This is a genomic window from Ignavibacteria bacterium (assembly GCA_013177855.1).
GTDB lineage: Bacteria > Bacteroidota > Ignavibacteria > Ch128b > Ch128b > Ch128b.
The window spans coordinates 12,276-33,964 of record JABLYA010000004.1; the positions used below are offsets into that span (position 1 = coordinate 12,276).

General features: G+C 28.0%; 4 protein-coding genes. All 4 read right to left on the reverse strand.

Going from position 1 to position 21,689, the window contains the following annotated elements; genetic code table 11:
• Positions 1-83: 83 nt before the first annotated feature.
• Genes HPY57_13085 through HPY57_13100 form a run of 4 tightly spaced genes read right to left on the reverse strand, consistent with a single transcriptional unit; the run spans position 84 to position 21,689 of the window.
• Complete coding sequence (locus HPY57_13085) at positions 84-635, reverse strand: hypothetical protein (GenBank protein NPV12714.1); 552 nt, start codon at positions 633-635, stop codon at positions 84-86.
• Between the two features lie 30 nt (positions 636-665).
• Entirely contained in the window at positions 666-2,468 is a 1,803-nt protein-coding gene (locus tag HPY57_13090; GenBank protein NPV12715.1) for a hypothetical protein, read from the reverse strand.
• The gene (locus tag HPY57_13095) at positions 2,465-20,050 is read right to left on the reverse strand and encodes a hypothetical protein (protein ID NPV12716.1); all 17,586 of its coding nucleotides are present in this window, start codon (positions 20,048-20,050) and stop codon (positions 2,465-2,467) included. Before HPY57_13095 ends, HPY57_13090 begins: the two co-directional genes overlap by 4 nt.
• 28 nt (positions 20,051-20,078) lie before the next feature.
• Positions 20,079-21,689, reverse strand: coding sequence for a hypothetical protein (locus HPY57_13100; GenBank protein ID NPV12717.1), 1,611 nt, complete (start codon positions 21,687-21,689; stop codon positions 20,079-20,081).

Sequence of the window (21,689 nt, forward strand, 5' to 3'; positions counted from 1 at the left end):
ATTAAAGGTAGGTTAATTAAGAATACAGTTAACAGCAGAAAAGGAGAGGAGAAAAACTGCTGTTAACTGTATTTATAGAGAAATTATTTACTCATTGAGGATCCTAGCTCTTCTATAAATGTCTCTTGTATAGTTTCAAATATCATTTTAATTATATAGTTAGCTAGTGCACCTTCTACATCACTTAGTCCCTTTAATTCCTTTGTATAAGTTTCTAAACTACTAGTAATGAGTTCTATAGTACCGTTCTCTACTTGCTTACTAACTGTTTGATATATTTCCTGTAAAGTATTAGTAGACCAATCATCTAAGTTTGTTCTACCTTTCAATACATCTTCTAATTCTTCTTTACTCATGTTCTTAATTTTCTGTGCAAATCCAAAAATCATTTTATGCATTATTAAACTAGATGCTATTACGTTTCTATTGAAATTATTCATTTTCTTAACATCTAAATCATTTTCCTTAAGTATTGAAAGATATAAACTTGTTATTGTAAATGGAACCAAGACAGAAGATTTCATTATTGCTTCTTCTTCTGAAAGAGAACTTCTAGAAGTAAGATAAATTACTTTGAATAAGTTTTCATATATTTTCAGTTCATTTTTAGAAATTCCTTTTAATTCTTCACCCATTTTTAACTCCTTTCTTTTTTTGTTTAACATTTAAATTACTATCCAATCCTCTACTTTTGGTGTATAGTAATCAAACCTTTTATTTGAATTAGACTTAAAGAAATTAATATCTATATTTGGAGGATAAATTACATTCCATAAAGCTACTTCCAAACTATCAGTACAGTCATCATTTTTAGCTTTTCTTAAAAATTCTAATTCATATTCTAACTGTCTGGTATCACATAAATGATATACTCTATATGCTTCATAGAAAGGTAGTAATGTTCTTTCAATTCTTTCAAATTTCTCTCCTTCACTTCTATTTTGTGGTCTAGCCACAATAGTTGTATATAAACCTTTAGAGATAAATACTCTTCTAGTTTCTTCTATAATTGCTCCTTCATGTCCTCCACCAAATCCTATTTTAATTCTCAAAGGTTTATATTTAACAGCAAGTCTATATAGTTCATCTATATAACCTTTTTGTGTATTTCTATCTCTTATAGACATTTTACCATAAACTTGTTCTAGAACTAATATTCTTTCGTCAGGAAGTATTCCTACAACAGTTATAGCTGTATTATCTCCTTCTAATTTACCTCCTGCTATATCTACTCCTATTTCTATATTCATTATCATTGGTCTTTTATCTTTCTCTATTAACCAATAATATCCATATTCATATTTAATTTCATAGTCTTCTAACCTTTGAAAATATTCTCTGTTAAATCTCTTTAATTCTTGTGGTACCACTTCATGAAAATATTCTTGATAAAAACCAGCTATATTCTGATTTTCTATAGCTTCTTTGTATTTTAAGACTAATTCATATAATCCTACTCTATCACTCCATAATACTTTATATTTGTTTTCCAGGCTCTTAAAAAAGTTTCTTTGTTTTTCTATTTTAACAAATTCATCTTTTTCATCGTCAAATGGTAATTTTGCTATTCTCATATCTGTATTAACAGCAACATGTTCTGTAACTACCTTTTGAAAATCTAATAAATCCATAGGATAAAACTTTAATGTTTTCCATGTATCTGATCTTTCACATTCTACAAGTACCGTATCTTCATGTACTATTGTACCTACTAAAAATACTTTACCTAACAAATCATCTACTGAGTTAATAGCACTGTTATAAAACCATTTCTTAATACTTAATCTACTTTCTGCTGTTATCGTATTATTCTCCGAATATATATCATCAAAGAAAGCAAATGTAGGTCTATAAGCACCTTTAATTCTACCTCTAGCCTGTTGTTTAGCACCAAATCCAGCTATAAAACAATTATTAATCTTAAAAGCTTTTTTAGTCCACTGTCCTGTAGTATCATCTACTGCCTCTTCTATAGTTAGCTTATAGAAGTATTTTAACATTGGATTAATTATAAACTCATCTCTAATATTAACCACAAAATCTTCTGCCATTGTAGCAGTTTCTGAAAATATTACAATATATTTCTCATTAATTTTAACATCGAATACTTTACCATCTTCTGCTTTAATTTTCATTATTTGACCATTATGAGCCAGTAAATAGGAAACTAAACCAAATATTAATTTACTTTTAGCAAACCCTCTAAATGCTATAAGTTCTCTTAATCTATGTTGTTTATTAATGTATCTGGGATCATATAATCTAAGTAACATCAATAATACCTGTATATGACCGCTGTTAAATTCATGTCTATAATGTTCTGGATACATATATTTCAACCATTGTAATATACCCATATTTCTATCACAAGAAGTATTATCTAAAAATATACTCTCTTTATACTCTATAAAGTGTATTCTACATAAACCATCTTTAACAGCAAGTTTATTACAAAGTTTACAGGTCATCTATGATAAATCTCCGATTTATCCAATCCCAATAAGTCATATTGTTTTTCTAATTCTTCTTCCCTTCTTTTTTCTCTTCTAGCTCTTTCAACTTCTCCCCTTTCACTATATTTAACTCTTCCATATGCTCCCAATGTAAAGATATTAAACATAAAATCAGTAAAATCTACTGAATAATCTCCATATAGAGGATATAAATACAAACCAGTAAGTTCTTTAGAAAGTAATCCCATAAATCTATAATCAGCAAATCTATTAATACTTGTTACATCTTTAAATGCACTATATAGAGTTAGAAATGTTTGTACAGCTCCTAAATTAATATAACTATCAAATGCTTCCTTAACACTCTTATTTTTCATACTATCATAAGCAAACAATGCTAATGAAGTAGTTAAAGACATACCTAAACCACTAAATAAAGACATAAATGATATTAAAGCATACTTATCCCTGTTCTTTTTTCTAATAGCATACTTAATAGCTTTATCATATTCTTCCTTAATAGTTTCTAACATATATTCACTATCATATACTTCTCTTAATCTTACATATTCTTTGTATCTTTTTTCTAATTCTTTATCATCCTCAGGTTCTATAATATTATATACTGCAAATTCTAACAATGTAAACATAGTCAATAGTATTGGGTTCATAAACCATCTTATACCAGGTATTACAGCACCAATCATAAACATTAGATAATTAAATAACAGTAAATTAGTAAATTCTGCTGTAGGATTGTATCTTTCTTCTCTCTTGAAGAAATCTTTTAATAGCCTTCCTAATCCATAAGCTTTTATTGCAGCTTTATTTTCTTTACTTAAAAGTATAAAGTTAATCATCCTGTTATAATTATAATGTCTTAACGCATGTAAAAATGCTCCTCTTTCAGTTTGACTGGCTACTACTCTATGTAAACTATCATATAAAGCATGATCTAATACTACTCCTCTTAATGCAAATTTAAGTGCCATATCAAAATTCTTAGTTAAATTATAAGCTTGTAAAAATCTGACATTAAATGATAATTGTCTAATAGAACCTTCTACTTCATTAATATATTCAAGCCTTTTGTTAATAAATGTATCTCTTAAATACTTATGATATATGTAATGTGCATAATCTTTATCTACGTTATAAACTAATGCAAAATTACCTTGATCAGCTAACTGTTTAAATAAACCGTAAATTTCATCCATTCTTTCTTTTAATTCTGGATCACTTTCAATTTTCCTAAATGTCTCATTTAACTCAAGTGCTGTTAAATCTACTTTCATTCTCAAATAATCTCTTATCTGACTTATTTCTTCTCTCTTCTGGACATATTCAAATGTATATTTTCCTTCTCTTTCCAGTTCTGGTAAAGCAAATCTTTGTTCAAGTATCTTGGTAAATTCATTTAACTGTCTTAATGCCTCTGTATAACTATCAGCATGTCTATTTAATCTCCTGGCATTTCTTAAAGCTTGATACTGTGTCTTCCATTTAGTTAAAATGTTTTTATTATCAATCATATAGTCAAATATTTTATTTGTATCTATTTGACCACTGTATAAAACATCAAGTAAAATATTCTGAGATATTTGAGATACAGAACCTAATGTCTTAAAGTATTTTGCTCTTTTCTCATCTTCTTTAAGTAAACTTGCTATTTGACTTGCTATATACTTATTGTTTTCTCTAATAAAGAAGTAACCTACTCTGTCTTCTCCAAGTTTAAATTTGGTACCTATTTTCTGTACCATTCTAGATTTATATACGTTTAAAAAACCTCTAAATAATACAGACATACCTTCACCAAGCACAACTCTTATTAAATGCCATATTCTACCATTTCCTGGAAGACCACTTTTATCTTTATCAGTCACTACTTCCACCATACCTGTTACCATATTACCACCCAGTTGCATAGCCATAAGTGTATTTCTATTAACTGTAATAGTTTTTTCTTTATTTAATGTCATATAAGATAATTCTATATCATCACCATTTATTTCTTCTACTCTCATTCTTCTAACTATAAATGCATAATCTCCACTTTCTACAAATCCATCTTCTGCTGATGGTTCGTAATAAACTATAACGTCACCTACTTCTAATTCATCTACACTCTTTATAGTTGTATTTAATCTACTTGTAACTTCTTCTGATTTTAAGAACTCTTTTACTTTATTTCTTACATATTCATTTTCATACAACTCTGCATGTTTAAAGTAATTGATAGTATAATATCCTTTAATACTATCTTCTACTGTTGCTGTTAAATCACTTAACAGCGTCATATAACTTAATCTTAAATCAGATTTCTTTATATCAGTTAAATACTGATCAAATTGAGTATATAACAGTCCTGATACTACTTTTTTATCTTTTAACTGTCTTATTAATCTTCTCCTAATTGAATTCCATTCACTTAAAAATTCTTCTGTATATTCTCCGTTTTCATCTCTTATTCTACCAGTTCTTTCTGTTTTAACAAATAAAGCTACTGCATAACTATAAGACACTCTCTCGATATACTCTTGTCTATTAAATGCCTTAGGTATATAGAGATTAGACTTCAATACTACTCTATGTTTGTTCTTAACTTCACTTCCATAAGCTAATGTTTCGATTAATTTATTTAGTCTACGTATTTCATTACGTATATAAACTATTTCACCCTTTGTAAGTTTACCAGTCTTCTCTAATGCTGTATAATATGCTTTACTTCTTGATAACAACTTTCTAAATTGAGTTACTACCCCTTTTAAGATAAATGCATTAGTTAAATCCTGTCTTAACTTTTCTTTATCTCCTTTATATTCTTTATCTATAAACTCTTTAAGTTCTTGTAATTTACTTGCATGTTTTTCTAAATAAAACCTTAATGCATCTTTACTATTTAATCTTGTGAATGCATCTCTAAATGAAGAATTAAATGCTTCTGTTAGACTATCCATTTCAATTTCTTGACCAGTTATATAATTTACTCTCATTAACTGATTTTCAAATGCTTTTATAAAGCTCTCTAATATTCTAACTGGGTCTTCTACGTCCATTCTTATATAATTTATTTCTTCACTTGTACCTACAATTCTAAATAACTTAATTTGTACACCTTTATCTGTTTTTTCTATATCAAAAGTTATATATGGAAACATACCAATAAAATCTAATAACTTTTCAGTCCTCTTTTCTTGTAATTCATATTCAGTATCTTCTTTAATAGTTCTCTGTTTACCAGCAGATGGGAATACTACATTCAATGCTCTAAATATAGTTTCCTTAAAACTACCTATTTCATTATTAAAACTACTTAATTTATAGAAGAACACATCTGTTAATGAATATAAATCTGGTCTTAAATATTGATCTCCTATATGAGCAGCAGAACTTATAGCCACATCCATCATATCAAATAAGAAATCTTGAGGTTCTTCAGAATATTTATCAGTTATTTTAAAACTCATCATCAAATCTTTAGGAAGTGTAGTATAAATACTAAATAGTCTATTAGAAAATATTCTAGCTTTAAGTAAAAATGTTCTCATCCAGGGATGCTTTAACATCTTTTCGAATGCTGTTAACTTTCTATCTTTTTCAATATAAAAAGATGTATAAAATGCAAGTAACCTATCTCTGTTATAATCTTGAGTTTCTTTATCTTGAGAGTCCTTATATGTTAATAAAAGCGTTCTTGCCTGTGCTTCTACATTATTCACATAGTTTGCGTCTTCTACACTATATTTAGCAGCAACTTGTGAAGCTAATTGTCTTATATCATTCAAAAATTCTTCTTCATTGAAATCTCCTTCTTCAAATGATTTTCTAAGAGCTTTTGGTTTATCATAGTATAAATCTCCTTCAGCTCTATATTGATATGGGAAACTCTTTTTACCTTCATCTATACTCTTAACATTACTAACATTAACATATTCTGCATGTAATGGAGAAATTAACTTCACATCCATTTCTTGACTTTCAATATAATTGTTAATAGCAGTTGTAAAGATATTAGATAGTATTAATGCTCTTTCAAATACTCCACCTGTAATAATTGATAATCCTATCTCATTAATTTTATTACGTGGTGGTTCTATTCTAAGTGTTCTTACATCTCCTCCTTTAGATATCTGATAACTATATACTACTTTTACACTACTGTCAGGTACAGGAGATATTAAAGCGGGTATCGATAAAACGGTATTTAAAAATACTTCTCTTGCTTCTTTATCCAGTTTTTTAATAAATGCATCATTCTTTACTAAAAAGTCTTCTATATATCTACTAGCCAAAAATACCTTCTTTTCTTCTGTTAGTTCTTTAGAACTTAAAGGTACGTAAATTTTTAAGTTTCCTAAGTTACTATTTACTCTATCGAATTCATTAAAGAATTTATTAGCATCTGCCTGCCCCTGTTCTTTATCAATAGCAATCAAAGCGTCAGCATTATACTCATTCATATTTCTAAATAAATTACCATTCTCTATTGTTCTAAGTATAGTTTTGTTCTGTCTATAACCAGTGAAATTGCTATAATCCGTTATAATTTTCTCTGCTATTAAATTATCTATTAAACTAGATTTGTCTCTATCTGGTGCTTCACTGTTAAGTAAAATATTCTGTACAAGACTAGAAATTTTAGAAGTACCATCTTTTAATGTTTTATTAAAGTTAACAGCAGGTAGTAAATAGATTTTATTATCTCTAACATCTATTACTAACATATCTCCATTAGATGCTATTAACGAAAAATATTGTGAAAATGAAGTTCTAGTACCAGTAACTACACTCTGGGTACCTAAATTCTTTACAATATCTTCTACACTAATATTGTCTTCAAAGAATTTTTCTAATAAGTATTGACCTATTATCTCAAAATCATGTAATCTATATTGATGTAATTGGTTTTTATTACCAAGATATAATAACTGTAGTGAGTTAATAAGCTCTACAATTCTTCTTACCATTTCCCCTTTTATTTTATTACTCTCTATCTTAGGAGATAAAGATAGTAAAAAGCTTAAATATGCTTCTGGATATTGTAATAGTTTAGCTAAACGATTATCAAATCTACCTTCAATATCTAATACATCACTAATATTATAAGTTTGAGTAGATCCAGGTACTCTATAAAACCATGCTTCTGCAGGAGGTAAATAACTCAGTTTCCTACCATATCTTTTAGCTACTTCTAATACCTTAAATGCTTCATTATATACATCTGCTATAGCTTGACCTATGGTTCTTACTTTATTGCCTATTTCTAATTGTATTTTACTATTTAGTCCCATTGCTAATAACTTAATAAGATTTTTAGCATCATTTAATGGAGTAGATTTAGTCTTAGCCCATTCTTCTACTGCATTATAAAATGGTATCAAATAAGGTAATTTCTTCTTTGTATCTTCTTTAATTCTATCATATTCAGTTACAGTTCCACCACCTTTGTTTATTGACACTTTTACTTCACCCAGTCCATACAGTTTTAACAGCTTTGTTAAAATATTAAATATAGCCCTATTAGCCAGTAATTGACCATATATTCTAACTATATCAGACAACTGTAATCTATCTAGTTCTATTTTGTCTATTGCCATTTCTAAATGCTCTCTTAACAGATTTGTTAACTTTTCTTTCATATTTGCTTCATCAGGCAACGTCTCTAAAATATTTTGCATCATTGTAAATAACTGTCCCTGTCTATTGGATATATGTAGAATAGGTAACTGTTTGACTAGTTTTTCATAATCTGCTGGAGAGAAATAAATCATGTTAGTTATAGATATATCTTTTTTACTTCCATCAGAAAGTTTAAGAGTAATTAAATAGTTATTAAAATCTATAAATATTTCTTTTATTTCTCCTTTGTTCATACCAAGTATTTGCTCTAAGTTTCTTTTAAGAAATTCATTGGTATCTTTACTTCTAAGCTTACTTTTCATCTCTTTAAGTAATAGTTTAGCTAATTTATGCATTATAGTAAGTTTATAAAGATCTCTACTACCTGATATATTGTTTAATCTTGGTATATTAAATGCAGTAGGTGTATTTATGGTAATTCTATTAAAGTCTCTATAATTAAGCGAATCTGAAGGTTCATGACCAGGAGTATTTTCAATTTCAGCATCTCCTTCTCCTAATTTTCTATTTTTCAATTTTCTAAACAATATTGCTGCTTCAGATAAATAAAAGAACTTATTATCATTTTTAGGGAAGTCCACATTATCGTTGGTTGCTATTAACAGCATAAGTAATTTTCTATTCCAGTCTTCTAATATAAGATCATCTTGATTTACTACTGTTCTATACATAAATATTTCTCTTAGCCTAATAATAATACCAATATTCTTTTCATACATTGCTGATACTTTTATAGCTTCAAAATCTAGTGGATGGAAATAAGCACTTTCTTTTTCTGAAGACATAAGTAAGAAAGGATTAGCTCCTAAATACACTTGCATCCATCTTAATCTATTATGTTGACTAGATATCAAGTCCATTTTCTCATAGAATTCTTCTGTTCTTTTAAGATTACTAAACTCTTTTTGAATATTTCTTTTAACTTCTTTTATTTTCTCTATATATGGTGTAGCTCTTTGTTCTATTTCTCTAAATAGTATCCCTTTGTACGTACTAGATAGCTCTTTTAAAAACTCAATATTTTCTGAGTGATTAGATATAGCTTCTATAAAACCTTCGAAAGTATTAGAAGGTATATTTACTTTATCTTTAACAGCGTTATATACTGCTTTTAACTGTTCAATAACATATTCATATTGCATTTTTAAAGAAGGATCATTAGAATCTGCGTATGTAAGTTTTGTTGCAATAGCTTGATAATTACTTTCTACTATCCATCTTTCTACATATCTTTTACCACCTTCAAACATTTCGCCTTTAATTCTATTGTATATATATTCTCTTTCATATTCACTTGGTTCTAAAAAATTTTCATCTTGAGATACTCTTGTAAAATCTTCATACATAATATCGTATAAATTATCTACAAATCTTTTTACCTGTTGTTCTAATATCATTGATACATTAGCCCACCTAGCCTTTTCTTTGGGATTATCAAATGCTTTATAAATAGTATAAATAACGTCTATATCATAATCTCTACCAGCAAGTCCTTGAGCATATTCAGAGTTCATTATCACGCTCTGCAATGGTACAATACCTTCAGGTAAAAATGCTAATACTCTAGAACCAGTCATAGAAGCTTGACTATCAGAAGGAATAATATATTGAATTACTCTTTCATTAGGAATAAATTCAAATTCTTTACCTTTGTTTTTAGGATTATAATAATCACTCATTGCATCTATAGAATAAACGGTATATCCATAACCTAAACTATAATCACTAGCAAAATAATATTGCCATATTTGATGTTGATTTAATTTACTTTCTCTTAGTTTATTAATTAATTCATCATATACTTTTAACAGCTCATTGTTTAATTCTCTGTAATAATCCACTGTGTTTTTAGTCTCTTTGCTACCATCTCTTTTAGTTATTTCTAATACTTCAGCAGTATTGTTTCTAAGAAGTGCTAGTGCAGTAGCTACATCCAATGTTAATTTTCTCATTTTCTCATATAAATCTTTATTTTCTTCTAAGAAATTATATAAATCTGGAGCTTCTTCTTTTAATCTAGGACTTCTACCTAAAAGTCTAATAGTAGCTACTTTAATAGCATCTGTTACATAAGGAGTTGTAATAGGAGTTAATACAGACACAAATCCTTTCTGTCCAGCTTTTCTAGCAGTCCTAAACTTAGAGTTTAAATAATGAGCAAGTAAACCAAATATTGGATATAAATGGTTCATGTAAATTAGCTGATCTTTGATTTTTTGAATAGTAAGTAGTTTAGTTTCTAAACTATTACCTTTAATTATTTCTGCTAGTTCACCATATGTAGAAACTTCTGGATCAATATTATTAGCTATTGTATCTAGTAATGGTACTAATATATCATGACCATATTCTTCTTTATCTTCATATGTGCTGTTAAGAAAGTTAAATAACTCTATTAATCTTGCTTTATTACTGTTATCTCCAGTAATAAATCTTTCAGTAAACTCTTTTATAGGTTCTTCATATAAAGAACTCATATAATCTTGAAGTATTTTAACAGCATCTACACCAGAGACTTTCTTAATCTTAAATGTTTCTTCATCTATTATCGAATATTCCATTTCTTCTGAATAAGATGGATTAAGATTTATTAATATACCAGTGGTATTAAGTAATTGAGATAAACCTTTTACTTCTTTTACTGTAGAAGCTCCTTCTTTATTTCTATGTATATCTCTCAGTTTAATTAAATATGTCTTTATAGAACTTGAGTTTAATGCATTTTCTATACTATCATAATAATGCAACTCTTTTAACTTATGTTTTTCAGCTTCATCAGATATTACCAGTCCTATACCTTTCTCTTCTAATGCTTGGTTTATTGGATCATTCTTAGCAAAGTAATACATAGCATGTTTTAGATATAATCCATCTTCTCTATTATAAACATAATTTTTCAACGCTCCTCTTAATACTCCTCCCTGTATTTTTCTAATGAAGTTAATTGTTCTAAAAGTACCCATTGTAGCACCGTCTAAAGTAGATATACCTACTTTATTAACTCTTTCTCCCTTTTTAGTTCTTATGAATATAGCTCTTATATATATCTCACCATCTTCACCTATGAAATATGGTTGATTTACATCTGTTGTTGCTGTTAATTCTTCTTGTTCAAATAATGGATCAGCTAATGATACTAATTTCTCATTAATAGACAAATACTCTTTATTCATCATTTCTGGACTATATAAGCCTCCTATTTTAGCAGAAGTCATAATATGTCTTTTATAAAGCTCTATAATGTTAATAGCAGTATCATTACGAAGTAGTCTTGTACTAGACTTAGATATATCATCTAATGATTTATATTTAGCTCCTAATTTCAAATCTTCTAACAAAGTTCTAAATGCTATAGATACCATTAAAGATAATTCACCAGAAGTTAATTCTCCTTCTTTAGTTAATTCTTCTTTTAATGTTTGATTATATATTTGATTAGCTAAAAATCTTAATGAATTAGTACTACTTAAATAATGTTTAGAAATATAATCCAATAAAGTACCCACAGTAATAGTTTGAACATTAGGAAACGAAAATGCTACAATGGTATAATTAATATCTTTATAGTCTAAGACTGCTGTTAAAATTGTTTTAGCACTTTTACTTATATCTGATTTAGCTATAAGAACTCTTAACTGTTGTTTAATCTCCTGTAGATTACTGTCATTTTCAATAACTTGTGTACCCATTTTCTCTTTTAATTGCCCTACTACATTCTTAACTTCTTCTAATACTTTATCAGTATCTAAAGATATAATATTCTCAAGTATATTTATATATTGGTTTATTCTCTTTTCTAGTTTATCAATGATTTCTGGACTAATATTTAACGTATATAGATATGCTCTATAAACTTTTAACATTTTAACAGCAAACTTTAGTAGAGATACTTTATCATTAAATCTAAGTAAAGGAACTGTATTCTTGTCAGCAAAATGTCCAAAATATACTGTATTAGCACCATTAAATAACTGTCTTACCATTACATTTATTTTATCTACTATTTCATTTAGAAATACTGGCTGAACTACTTCTTTTTTAGCAGGAGTATAACCTTCTTCTATATCTGATGTAACCTCTTCTAAAAGTGCTTCTAGCTCTTCTTCTTCTGTTGTACGTTTAAATCCAGGCTTTACTATTTCACTTAACTGCAATACTTCAAAATCATTTGCTGTTAAACCAGTTAAACTCAATATTTCGGGTAAAAAGTCTAAAAACTGTATATATTCTCTTACAGTATTTATTCTAGCCTGTTTAGAATTTGTACTACCAGCACCTTTAATTTGTAAACTAAATATATTATTTGAAGGATCATATCTAATATCAGCTAATTTATAATCATAAAAACTACCAAGTTTTAAGAACAATTCTGCAATTTTACCCCTTGCAAGTAATTTTAATGTAGAAGCAAATGAATAATCATAATGTATAGCTTTTTTAATGTATTTTATTAATGCTCTATGTCTTTGATTAGTTAAATATTCAAATAATATTGTAAATGTTACTTTTCCAAGTCTTATATAATCCATTAATTTTACACTTTTCTTAACATCTCTATAAGATTTATCTATCTCCATTAAAATTTCTATTAATTTCATTATACTATTAGGAGTAATACCAGATATATATCCTTCATCTTTTAATCTTAGTTCTTCACTTTCCTCTTCTAAACTCTCTTCCATAGGAAAATTAAATAATTCCTCTTTTTGTATTAATAACGAAACTATATTCTCAAATTGTTTTAATTTATCTTCTGTTTCATCTAATTGCTGTTTAAGTGCATTTAAAAATGAACCATCTTCTATTTTCTTTAAGTATTCTTCTGCTTTATTAGTTTTAATGGTATTTATTAAGTTTTTAAATATATCATCAGATAACATAGCTTGTTCTATTTCTTCTATACTTGCTCCACGTTCTATTAACTCTTTTACCGAATTATATGTTGGCACAAAGATACCTACATCCATATCTTCTATTTGTGTAGCATCAACATCACCACTTTTTTTACTTGTACTGTTTCCTGTTTCAACATTACCATTTCCTATTTCTCTTTTATTTAACTCTTCTTGTGTTGTAGGATTAGATATCTTTTGTTCTTCTTTGTCTATTTCTGCTGTTACTGTTTTTATGGTACCCTTAGATATCTGTCTAATATTACTTTGTTTAATTCCTAACAATTCATCTAATGTTTGTTTTGCTAATAATTCATAAACTACAAAATCTGCTTCTATTGATATTAATATTGTATTTAACTGTTTAAGTAAGTTATTATCTACTTTTACTTTAAGAAGTTTTTCTAGATTTCTTATCACTTCATACATTAACTTTGAAATAATCATTCTAAATTGTCTAAATAGATTATTTTTCACAGTTTTAGATAGATTAGTTTCTATATTATTTAATGGATTAAGTACATACATTAACTGCACAAGTAATTCATCTGTTTGAGTGTAAATAGAAGTTAATATTTCATCCCAACTTTCATTTACTCTATTATTTTCCCATTTAAATACCGCTTCTAAAAATCTACTTTCCTGTATATCTTGTATTAGTTGTACTAATACTCCTTTAACTTCTTTTTTAACAGCATCTCCAAATAGATAACCTTTACTAATCAATATTTCAAGTGCATCTTTAGGACTATTGTTTTTAATTATCTCATATACTTCTGTAAGTCTGTCAGTTACTTTCATTAAATCTTTTGTATAAGTTAAACTAGTATTTTTCAATATATTACTTGAAGTAAGTAAAGCATGTCCTAATTCATGTCTTAATATTCTATGTAATTTACTTAGTATATATCTATCTGGAATACTTCCTGATGCATATTTCTCATTTACTACAACAGAATTATCACTAGCTCTATAATAAGCTACTTCATCTATTTTCTCATATTTTACTACTACTCCTAGTTTATTAAACAGTTCTAGTAAATTAAAGAAGTTATAGTAATCAGATAAATTTCTGTCTATTTCATTCTCGTTTTCAGGATAAAGTTCTGGATCTTCATCATTTTTTTGTTCTATGGTTTTATCAGAAGTTCCATAATCTTCTTCTGTATTTAAAAACAAGTCAACGTCAATTTCATTTTTTTCTTCTTTGTTTTCTTCCTCTCCTTCTTCTTTTTTTTCTGTTGATATTTCTTCTATTAATGTCTCTGCTTGTGCTGTTAAATCTTTATCTTGTTTTTCATTTGGTGTTTCTGTTTCTTGTTTTTCTTTTTCTCCTTTATATTTTGCTATATACACTAAAACATCAGCATAAGTAACCTTTTTCCTATCAACAATTTCATCCATAATAAGACGCATCAATCTTGACAGCGAGGTGCCTATATTTTCTAAATCACCATCATAGATACTACTAGCAAATGATTTTATTTCATCTAACAAAAACGCAAGCTCATATAACTGTTCGTCTTCTAATTTACTTAAAAAGTTTTCTCGTATATATTCTTTATTTTTAGCACCATAATTAGAAGTAAAAACATGTAAATAATGTTCATAAGGTGCTGTTAAGATATTATTTAATTGATATGTACCCCCATCTTGTATTTCTAATTCTTTTACTCCTTCTTTGTTTACTCCTGTACCTTTCTTACTATCAATATATGTATAATAAATTTTACCATTTTTATCTCGGTATCCTTCTTCTATAAGAACAGCATTAAATACTACTGTTCTAGCTGTAGGAGAAATATGAGTTGCTTTTTCGAAAGTTATATTTTTAAGTCTTTCATATATTAATCCACTAGCAGCTTTAGATACATATCCAGGGCGAAATCTATCCAATATTAAAAGCTCATATAGAAAAGCTTTTTCAGGATCAAATACTAACTTTAATACTCCATTTTCTTCCTTTAATTCAGCAGTTGCTATTAACGAGTATTGCTTTGTATTTTTAACTTCAAAAGTAACATTTACTTCTTTGTCTCCTATTTTATAAGTTCTTTGTATTTTAACAGCACCTTTTTTATTGGCTTCCACTTTCAAGATTTCTTTAAATGTACTACCATCTTCATCAGAAACCTCTTTAGAATATTTATTTAATGTCACTGTTTTTAATGTCTTAGATTTTTCAGGATCTTTTAATAAAAGTTCAAGTCTAGCTCTTGCATATTTTTCAAAATCAGCATACGGTAATAGCATTGATAAAAATGACCTATACGCTTCTTCGTTGTTTTTAAATATTTCTAACTCCTCTAACCATTTACTACCCTCTATTAATATTTTTGCAGCTTCTCTCTGTAATTCTATACGTTGAATAAGTCTTTTATTAGTTTCTGAGGGAGGTTCATTTTCTATAAATCTACTAAGTTCATAATAATACTCTTTTATTCTTTTATTTATTTCTTCTTCTCTATCAAAATCATAAGTACCCGTAGAACCAAATGTTTCATTTAGTACTCCTAGCAAATAATTTTCTAATTTGCCAATTTTAGGTGCTTCTTCTTCTTTTATATTTTCTTGTTCTTTTACATTTTCTTTTTCTTGAACAGAAGCTGTTGGTATTGTACCTGTATTAATACCATTAACAGCATCTTTGACAACCTTTTCAATTTTGTTTCTTTCATTCTGAGTATTGTCCTGAGTATTGTCTCCTTCTTTCTTACCTTCATTTTCGTCTTTATTTTTTTTCTCTGCTTTAACCTTTTCCTGTTTTGCTTTCTCTACTTTTACTTTTTTAATTATTCCACTTATTTTATTTCTTACTTCTACACGTTTAGCTATAAAATCATAATCTTTAACATTTGTTGGATCCAATTTACCAATTACAATATCATCTATAACTGTAAATAATTCAGCTATATTTGTTAAAGTTTCTAATATAGCTTGTTCTTTAATTCCCATTTCACTCATTATTTTAGCAGCATTCTCTAATGCTGTATACACAGAAGGCATTCTACTTTCATTAAGCCCCTGTACAAGTCTAATCATAAAAAGATCAGATAGTATTGTAAGTAAAGAATAATCGTCTACAGAAGCTAGAAAAGGTAATTTCATTCTAATAACATTTTTGAAAAACTGATCAAGTCTATCGTAATTAAAACCTTCTATTAATACAGAAGTTTTCTTTCCAGTTTGATCCTTAGATAATGCTACTGTAAAGTCTCCAAAGAATTTCTTTAATAATTCAACAACTTTATTAAACTCTTCTTTATTACCTTTGAAAAATATATTGTATATTAATACAGCTGAAATTTGTCTTTCTAATCCGTATTCAAGAGGAGTTATAAGTCTACCTTTAGGAGTTTTATCTTTACCTTCATAAGCATCACGAAATATTTTGTACTGTTGAACTTCCTTATGATTAATTCTAAAAGTCCATATGATAAGTCTCGAAAGCGTATCTGCAGCTGTTTTTAATACATTAGCATCATCGGTTTCAGATACTGTTTTAACTGCATCTAAAAAAGCTTCTTCATCTACACTTAAAGTATTAGGATTTTTATCATGTAAAGTATCTAAAAACCTTAAGACATATTCTAAGAGAGGTGTAGTATATTCTGCACTTTTATCTTCATACTGTTTTAATTTGTCATTTACCTTTTTTATAATCTCCTGATTTCCTTCAGTAACTCCTATATTATTCCCATCCGTAACTATTTCATCTACTAATTTATTGATTTCTATTACAGCTTCGGTACGTTTTTTATTTGTTTCTTCTAATTTCTTTTTCCTTTCTGTTTCTGCTTCTATTTCTTCTTTAGATTTCTCTTTTGGAGGTACTTGTTCTTTTTCAGGTTTTACTTCTACAGTTCCTTTTTTAGGTTTACTAGCTTCATATTTACCACTAATAAAGTCTCTTACTTTTTTATTAAGACTAGCTACGCTTTCTATTAAACTCACCACATAAGCATCATTTAAATCTCCTATTTTAAAGAACATAGTAAAGTTCTTAAACATACTTTTACCTATTTCTTCTATTTTCTTTATTGCGTCTTTATCTTCATTAGCCATTATTTTCTTTATTCTTTCTTTAATAGCTTTCTTTACATCTTCATCTATTTTACCATAGTTTTCAAAATACTCTAGAAGAAAATCAGCTAACGCATCATTAGCCTCTTCTCTCATTTTTTCATACTTGTTATTTATATTTCTTCTAAAATCCAATAACCTGTTCTTTTCTTTTTCTACTCTTTCTTTTACTTCTTTTTTTACTTCTATTCCTTGAAGTTTTTTCTCCAACCGTGCTATTAACCCTTCTACCTGTTCTACAATTTCTAAATCTTTTTCCATCATACTGTCTATATAATCCAACTTAGCTCCCTGTACAACTTTCTCTAATCCTAATTTGGCTTCCAAATCATCAGTAGTTAAAGTGTTGTACAATTTAATAGCAGCTCTTCTTAAAGCTAGTCCATTTAAATCATTAGCTTTTACTGTTGCCTTACTTAATGCTTTTAATATTTGTAATTTTTTAGCTTTAACTATTTTAATAGCTTTTCTAGTATCTGCATTGTTTAATTCATTTAATGCTTTATCATATTCTTCTATAATCTGATTTAGTTCTGATGTTTGATATTTTTTATTTATCTCTTTAACTAACTCAAGTAACAGTTGATATTTATCTAAATTAGAAAACTCTATTGCTGCATATTCTTCTAATTCTTTATGATTTTGTTTAACATATTGCAGTAAATTTCTCTGTAATAATAACGGATTAATAGTATAACTACCTTTTAATGTTTTAAATGAAGTAAATGATAAACTTTGAGCAGTAATTTTATCAAGATCTAAGTTATCAGCCCAATAAGAATAATCTTGCCACATTTTCTGTAATTTTTCTTTATTCTGATCATTTAATTCTATCCCCAATCCATAAGACAAAATTATTAAATCTTCTTCGTCTAATTTATTTAATTCACCTGCTTCTAAATATTTTCTCATATATAATTCACTAAGAAGTCTACCAGCTTCTTTTATAAAGCTTCCCTTTTTGCTATCTTCTATTCCCAATTGATCAGTAAAATCTTTAATACCTTCCCAGTTCTCTAATTCTTTGGTTGTAAAACTATTTGCAATAGCTTCTGCAAGTCCGTCAATTAATTCTGGTTTTTTATTAAATAACTCTGTCAATTCTCTAAGTCTTTGTATTCCTCTTTCTCCCCCAAATTGTTTTCTAATCTGTTCACGCTTTTCTGTAATAACTTTATCTTCACCTAACTTAGCTGCTGTACTTAAAAACTCTTGTAATGCCTGTAATCTTATAGTCATTCTTTCTGATAAAGATAAATCTTTTCTAGTTACTCCTTTTCCTTTTTTATCTTCTATTAATTTATTTTCTAGTTCAAAAAACTCATTTGCTAAATTTCCAAAGTTTCTTATTATACCTTGATCACTTTGATCATCTGCAAATCCCGCAATCGAAGCTACTACTTTTTGAGTGCTATTAACAGCAGGTTGTCCTGTTGATGCTAAATCGTATAATCCATCTGCTATTACTAAAAATCTGTTTTTTCTTAAAAACTCTAAAGCGAATTCTCCTATTTTCTTTGCTTCTGTAATTTGATTAATACTTTTACCTATAGCTGACATTCCTAAATGAAAACTACCAAATAATGCTGATAACAATAAAGCATCCTTTTGAGCTTCACCCCACTTAAAAAATGGTCTATCTTCTCTACCTGTTACATTAAAGAAAGAAGTATCTGTACCTTTTGCTAAATCCTGAGCCATATTAGTTATTTCTTCAGTAGCAATATTAACAAAGGTATTGTATACCATATCTCCCATTTTTTTAGCAGCTTCTTTTGCAAAAAATTTCTTACCCAAGATACTTAAAGGAGAACCTTCTACTAACATTACTTCACTAACATACTCTAGCTGTCTATTTAAGAATATATCATAAAACCAGGTTCTCTGATCTTTAGGAGTTTCAAAATAATCTCTTACACCCGCAGGAGTTTGATATATCATTGATTTTATAAATTCATCAGCTATACGTCTAGTATACATTGGAATTGATTTACCAAATGCCTTAAAAGTAGCTCCTATAAATGAATTAGCTGCTCTATATTCTTTGAATAATGTACCAAACGTTTTAGCCCCAGCACTAAACTTTGTAGGAGATGGAAGAAACATTGCTGGTACCATAGATAGCGACAAACCAGCCATATCAGAAAGATTAGCCATATCATATAAATTAAGTCCCAGCCCTATTTCCTTTTCTTTTAACTTAGATATTTCGTCTACATTCTTCTTTACTGTATTTTTATACCATTCCTTATTAGTAACTTCAGGGAATAATTGAGATACGGCATTAACTGTCTGTAATATTTCTTCTTCATTAACTAAACCCAATGGTTTTGTAGTTACATTTGTAGATAAAGGTATAGTTTCTATTACTCCTTTAGCAAAACCCATTGTAAGACGTGATAGAAAAGTGTCAACACCAAAGTTCTTTAAATGCTCTTTATATCTATCAAGGTACCTATTATTAGCAAGAAAATAACCCTGTAATACTGCTTCTGATTTTTCAGGAAATGTTTGCAAGTGTTCGTTAATAGCATCCACATCCTTAGTACTTAATATTTTTTGTAAATCTTCATTATTTTTTTTAACAGCATCTCCTATGACTGGATAACTTTTAATTCTGTCTATTAATATGTCTAAATCAGGAAAATCATCATCTACCTGTAAAGTATACTTGCTATTAACATATGTAGGATAAACTCCAAGTTTTTTATTTTTAATATTAAAAAACTCTTCTTCTACTTTATCTACCTGAGCAGCGAAATCAGATACTTGTGAAATTCTTGGAAAAGCTTTATCTAGTTCTTCTATTGTAGGAAATTTTCTTTTATTATATGTAATCTCTGCTAAAAGTATTCTTGCTTTATAATCACTTAAAAAATATTTTTCTTTTAGAAAGTTAACAGCAGAAAGTACACTATTATTATTGGAAGTTAACATTAAATTAGTAAGTTCGCTTTTAGTAAATACTCGTTCTGGCATAAACTCCTCTAATTATTATATTTACCATTTAAAAAGGAATATCGATTGTTCTGGCTTCGGTATCACTGTCAGAAGAATTGTTTATTTCAGAAAGTTTAGAATATATTTTACCTTTTTTCTCTAGCTCAACGTATGCTTTATCGATACTAGTTTTTAATTCTTCCATAGCGCTAGAATCATAACTATCTCCATATTTTTCTTTCAAAAACTCTATATAACTAGAAAGATAATTAGCAGTTTTAACTAAAAATTCTTTTCTTAATTCTTTGTCTACTTTTTCATTGTTCAAAAAACCAATAAACTTTCTAATTAAAGCTTTATAGGCGTCTTTCTGAAACTTTTTATCTTTCCCATATATATTATTTGCTGTTAAAACATCACCCAATGTTACTGCGTCTTGATATTTTTTAGAATGACCAATTCCATGTTCTTTCAATTTATTTACAAGATCAGAAGAAAAGGTTAAAGTCTGTCTTGATTCTAGACTTTCTTTACTATTATCTGAACTATTTAGTTTAATCAAATGTTCTTGAACACCCAAAAATGGATCTTTGTTTATCTCCAAATCAGCATATTTTACAAAAGCACTTCCAAAATCAGGAGCTTTAGCAAACGATGAAGTTACTGCTTCCATAGATTTTACATCAACTAAATCTAAAGGCACATAATTATTTCCTTCCTTTTTATAAAACACAGTTTCTTGATTACCTTTACCTATAAATCTTAGTTTTATATCACCACCGTAAGGAGAAGCTCCTATCTGATATGCAATTAACCCTTCATAAGGTACATACTTATCTCCATCTTTAACATATACTTCCTGATCAAACGGTTGTACAAATCTAGGATCCGAAAATCTAATTGCGTATTTAGTTTCTTGTCTATCTCTATAAGCTTCTTCTTCTCTAACAAGCTCATTAACTGTTTTATATACATCTCCCCACAATGCTCCTGTATACGGTTTACCTTGTTCATCGAATATTTTAATAGCACTGCCTATTCTACCTCCTTTTAGTCTTGCTACTAAAGATTTTTCCCCTTCCACTTCCACTGGTTCTTTTGTATATGGGTCTATATATAACTTACGAACTTCAATATTAAGTAATTTGTTTTTACTACTATCTATACCCGTAGGAACTATTGAATAAGATACATCTAGTGGTTTTATTTTAGAAATCAGTTGTAACGCTTTTTCTTTAGAATATCCTCCAGAAACTAGTTCGTCCAATAACTCTTTACCTTTATAAGTTTTACCATTGTAATTAAATATGTAGTTAGAATTTCTTAATAAGTCTTCTGTTAACTTAATATCCTGTTGTTTTTCTTTAGCTTTCATTTCCTGATTTTTAAGTCCTGAGTATATATCTCCTAACTGTAATATACTGTGTTTATATTGTGTAGGTATACTAGTATCTCCTAATACTTTTGTATAATACTCTTTATAAGCTTTCAGTAAAGTTTCTTCATCACTGGCTGTATCAAACATACTGGATGCTAATTTCCCATACTCCTGTAACTTTTGTTCTGCTCTTTTTTTAGCTGTAAATTCTTCCAACCTTTCTATAGCTGGAAGAATACTCATTAGAGCTTCTAATGGTTCTGGTTCTCTCTGTTTTGTGTCATTATTAAAATACTTCAT

Coding starts and splice junctions, on each gene's coding strand:
- HPY57_13095 (NPV12716.1), bottom strand. CDS start 20,050: ATGCCAGAACGAGTATTTACTAAAAGCGAACTTACTAATTTAATGTTA.
- HPY57_13085 (NPV12714.1), bottom strand. CDS start 635: ATGGGTGAAGAATTAAAAGGAATTTCTAAAAATGAACTGAAAATATAT.
- HPY57_13090 (NPV12715.1), bottom strand. CDS start 2,468: ATGACCTGTAAACTTTGTAATAAACTTGCTGTTAAAGATGGTTTATGT.
- HPY57_13100 (NPV12717.1), bottom strand. CDS start 21,689: ATGAAGTATTTTAATAATGACACAAAACAGAGAGAACCAGAACCATTA.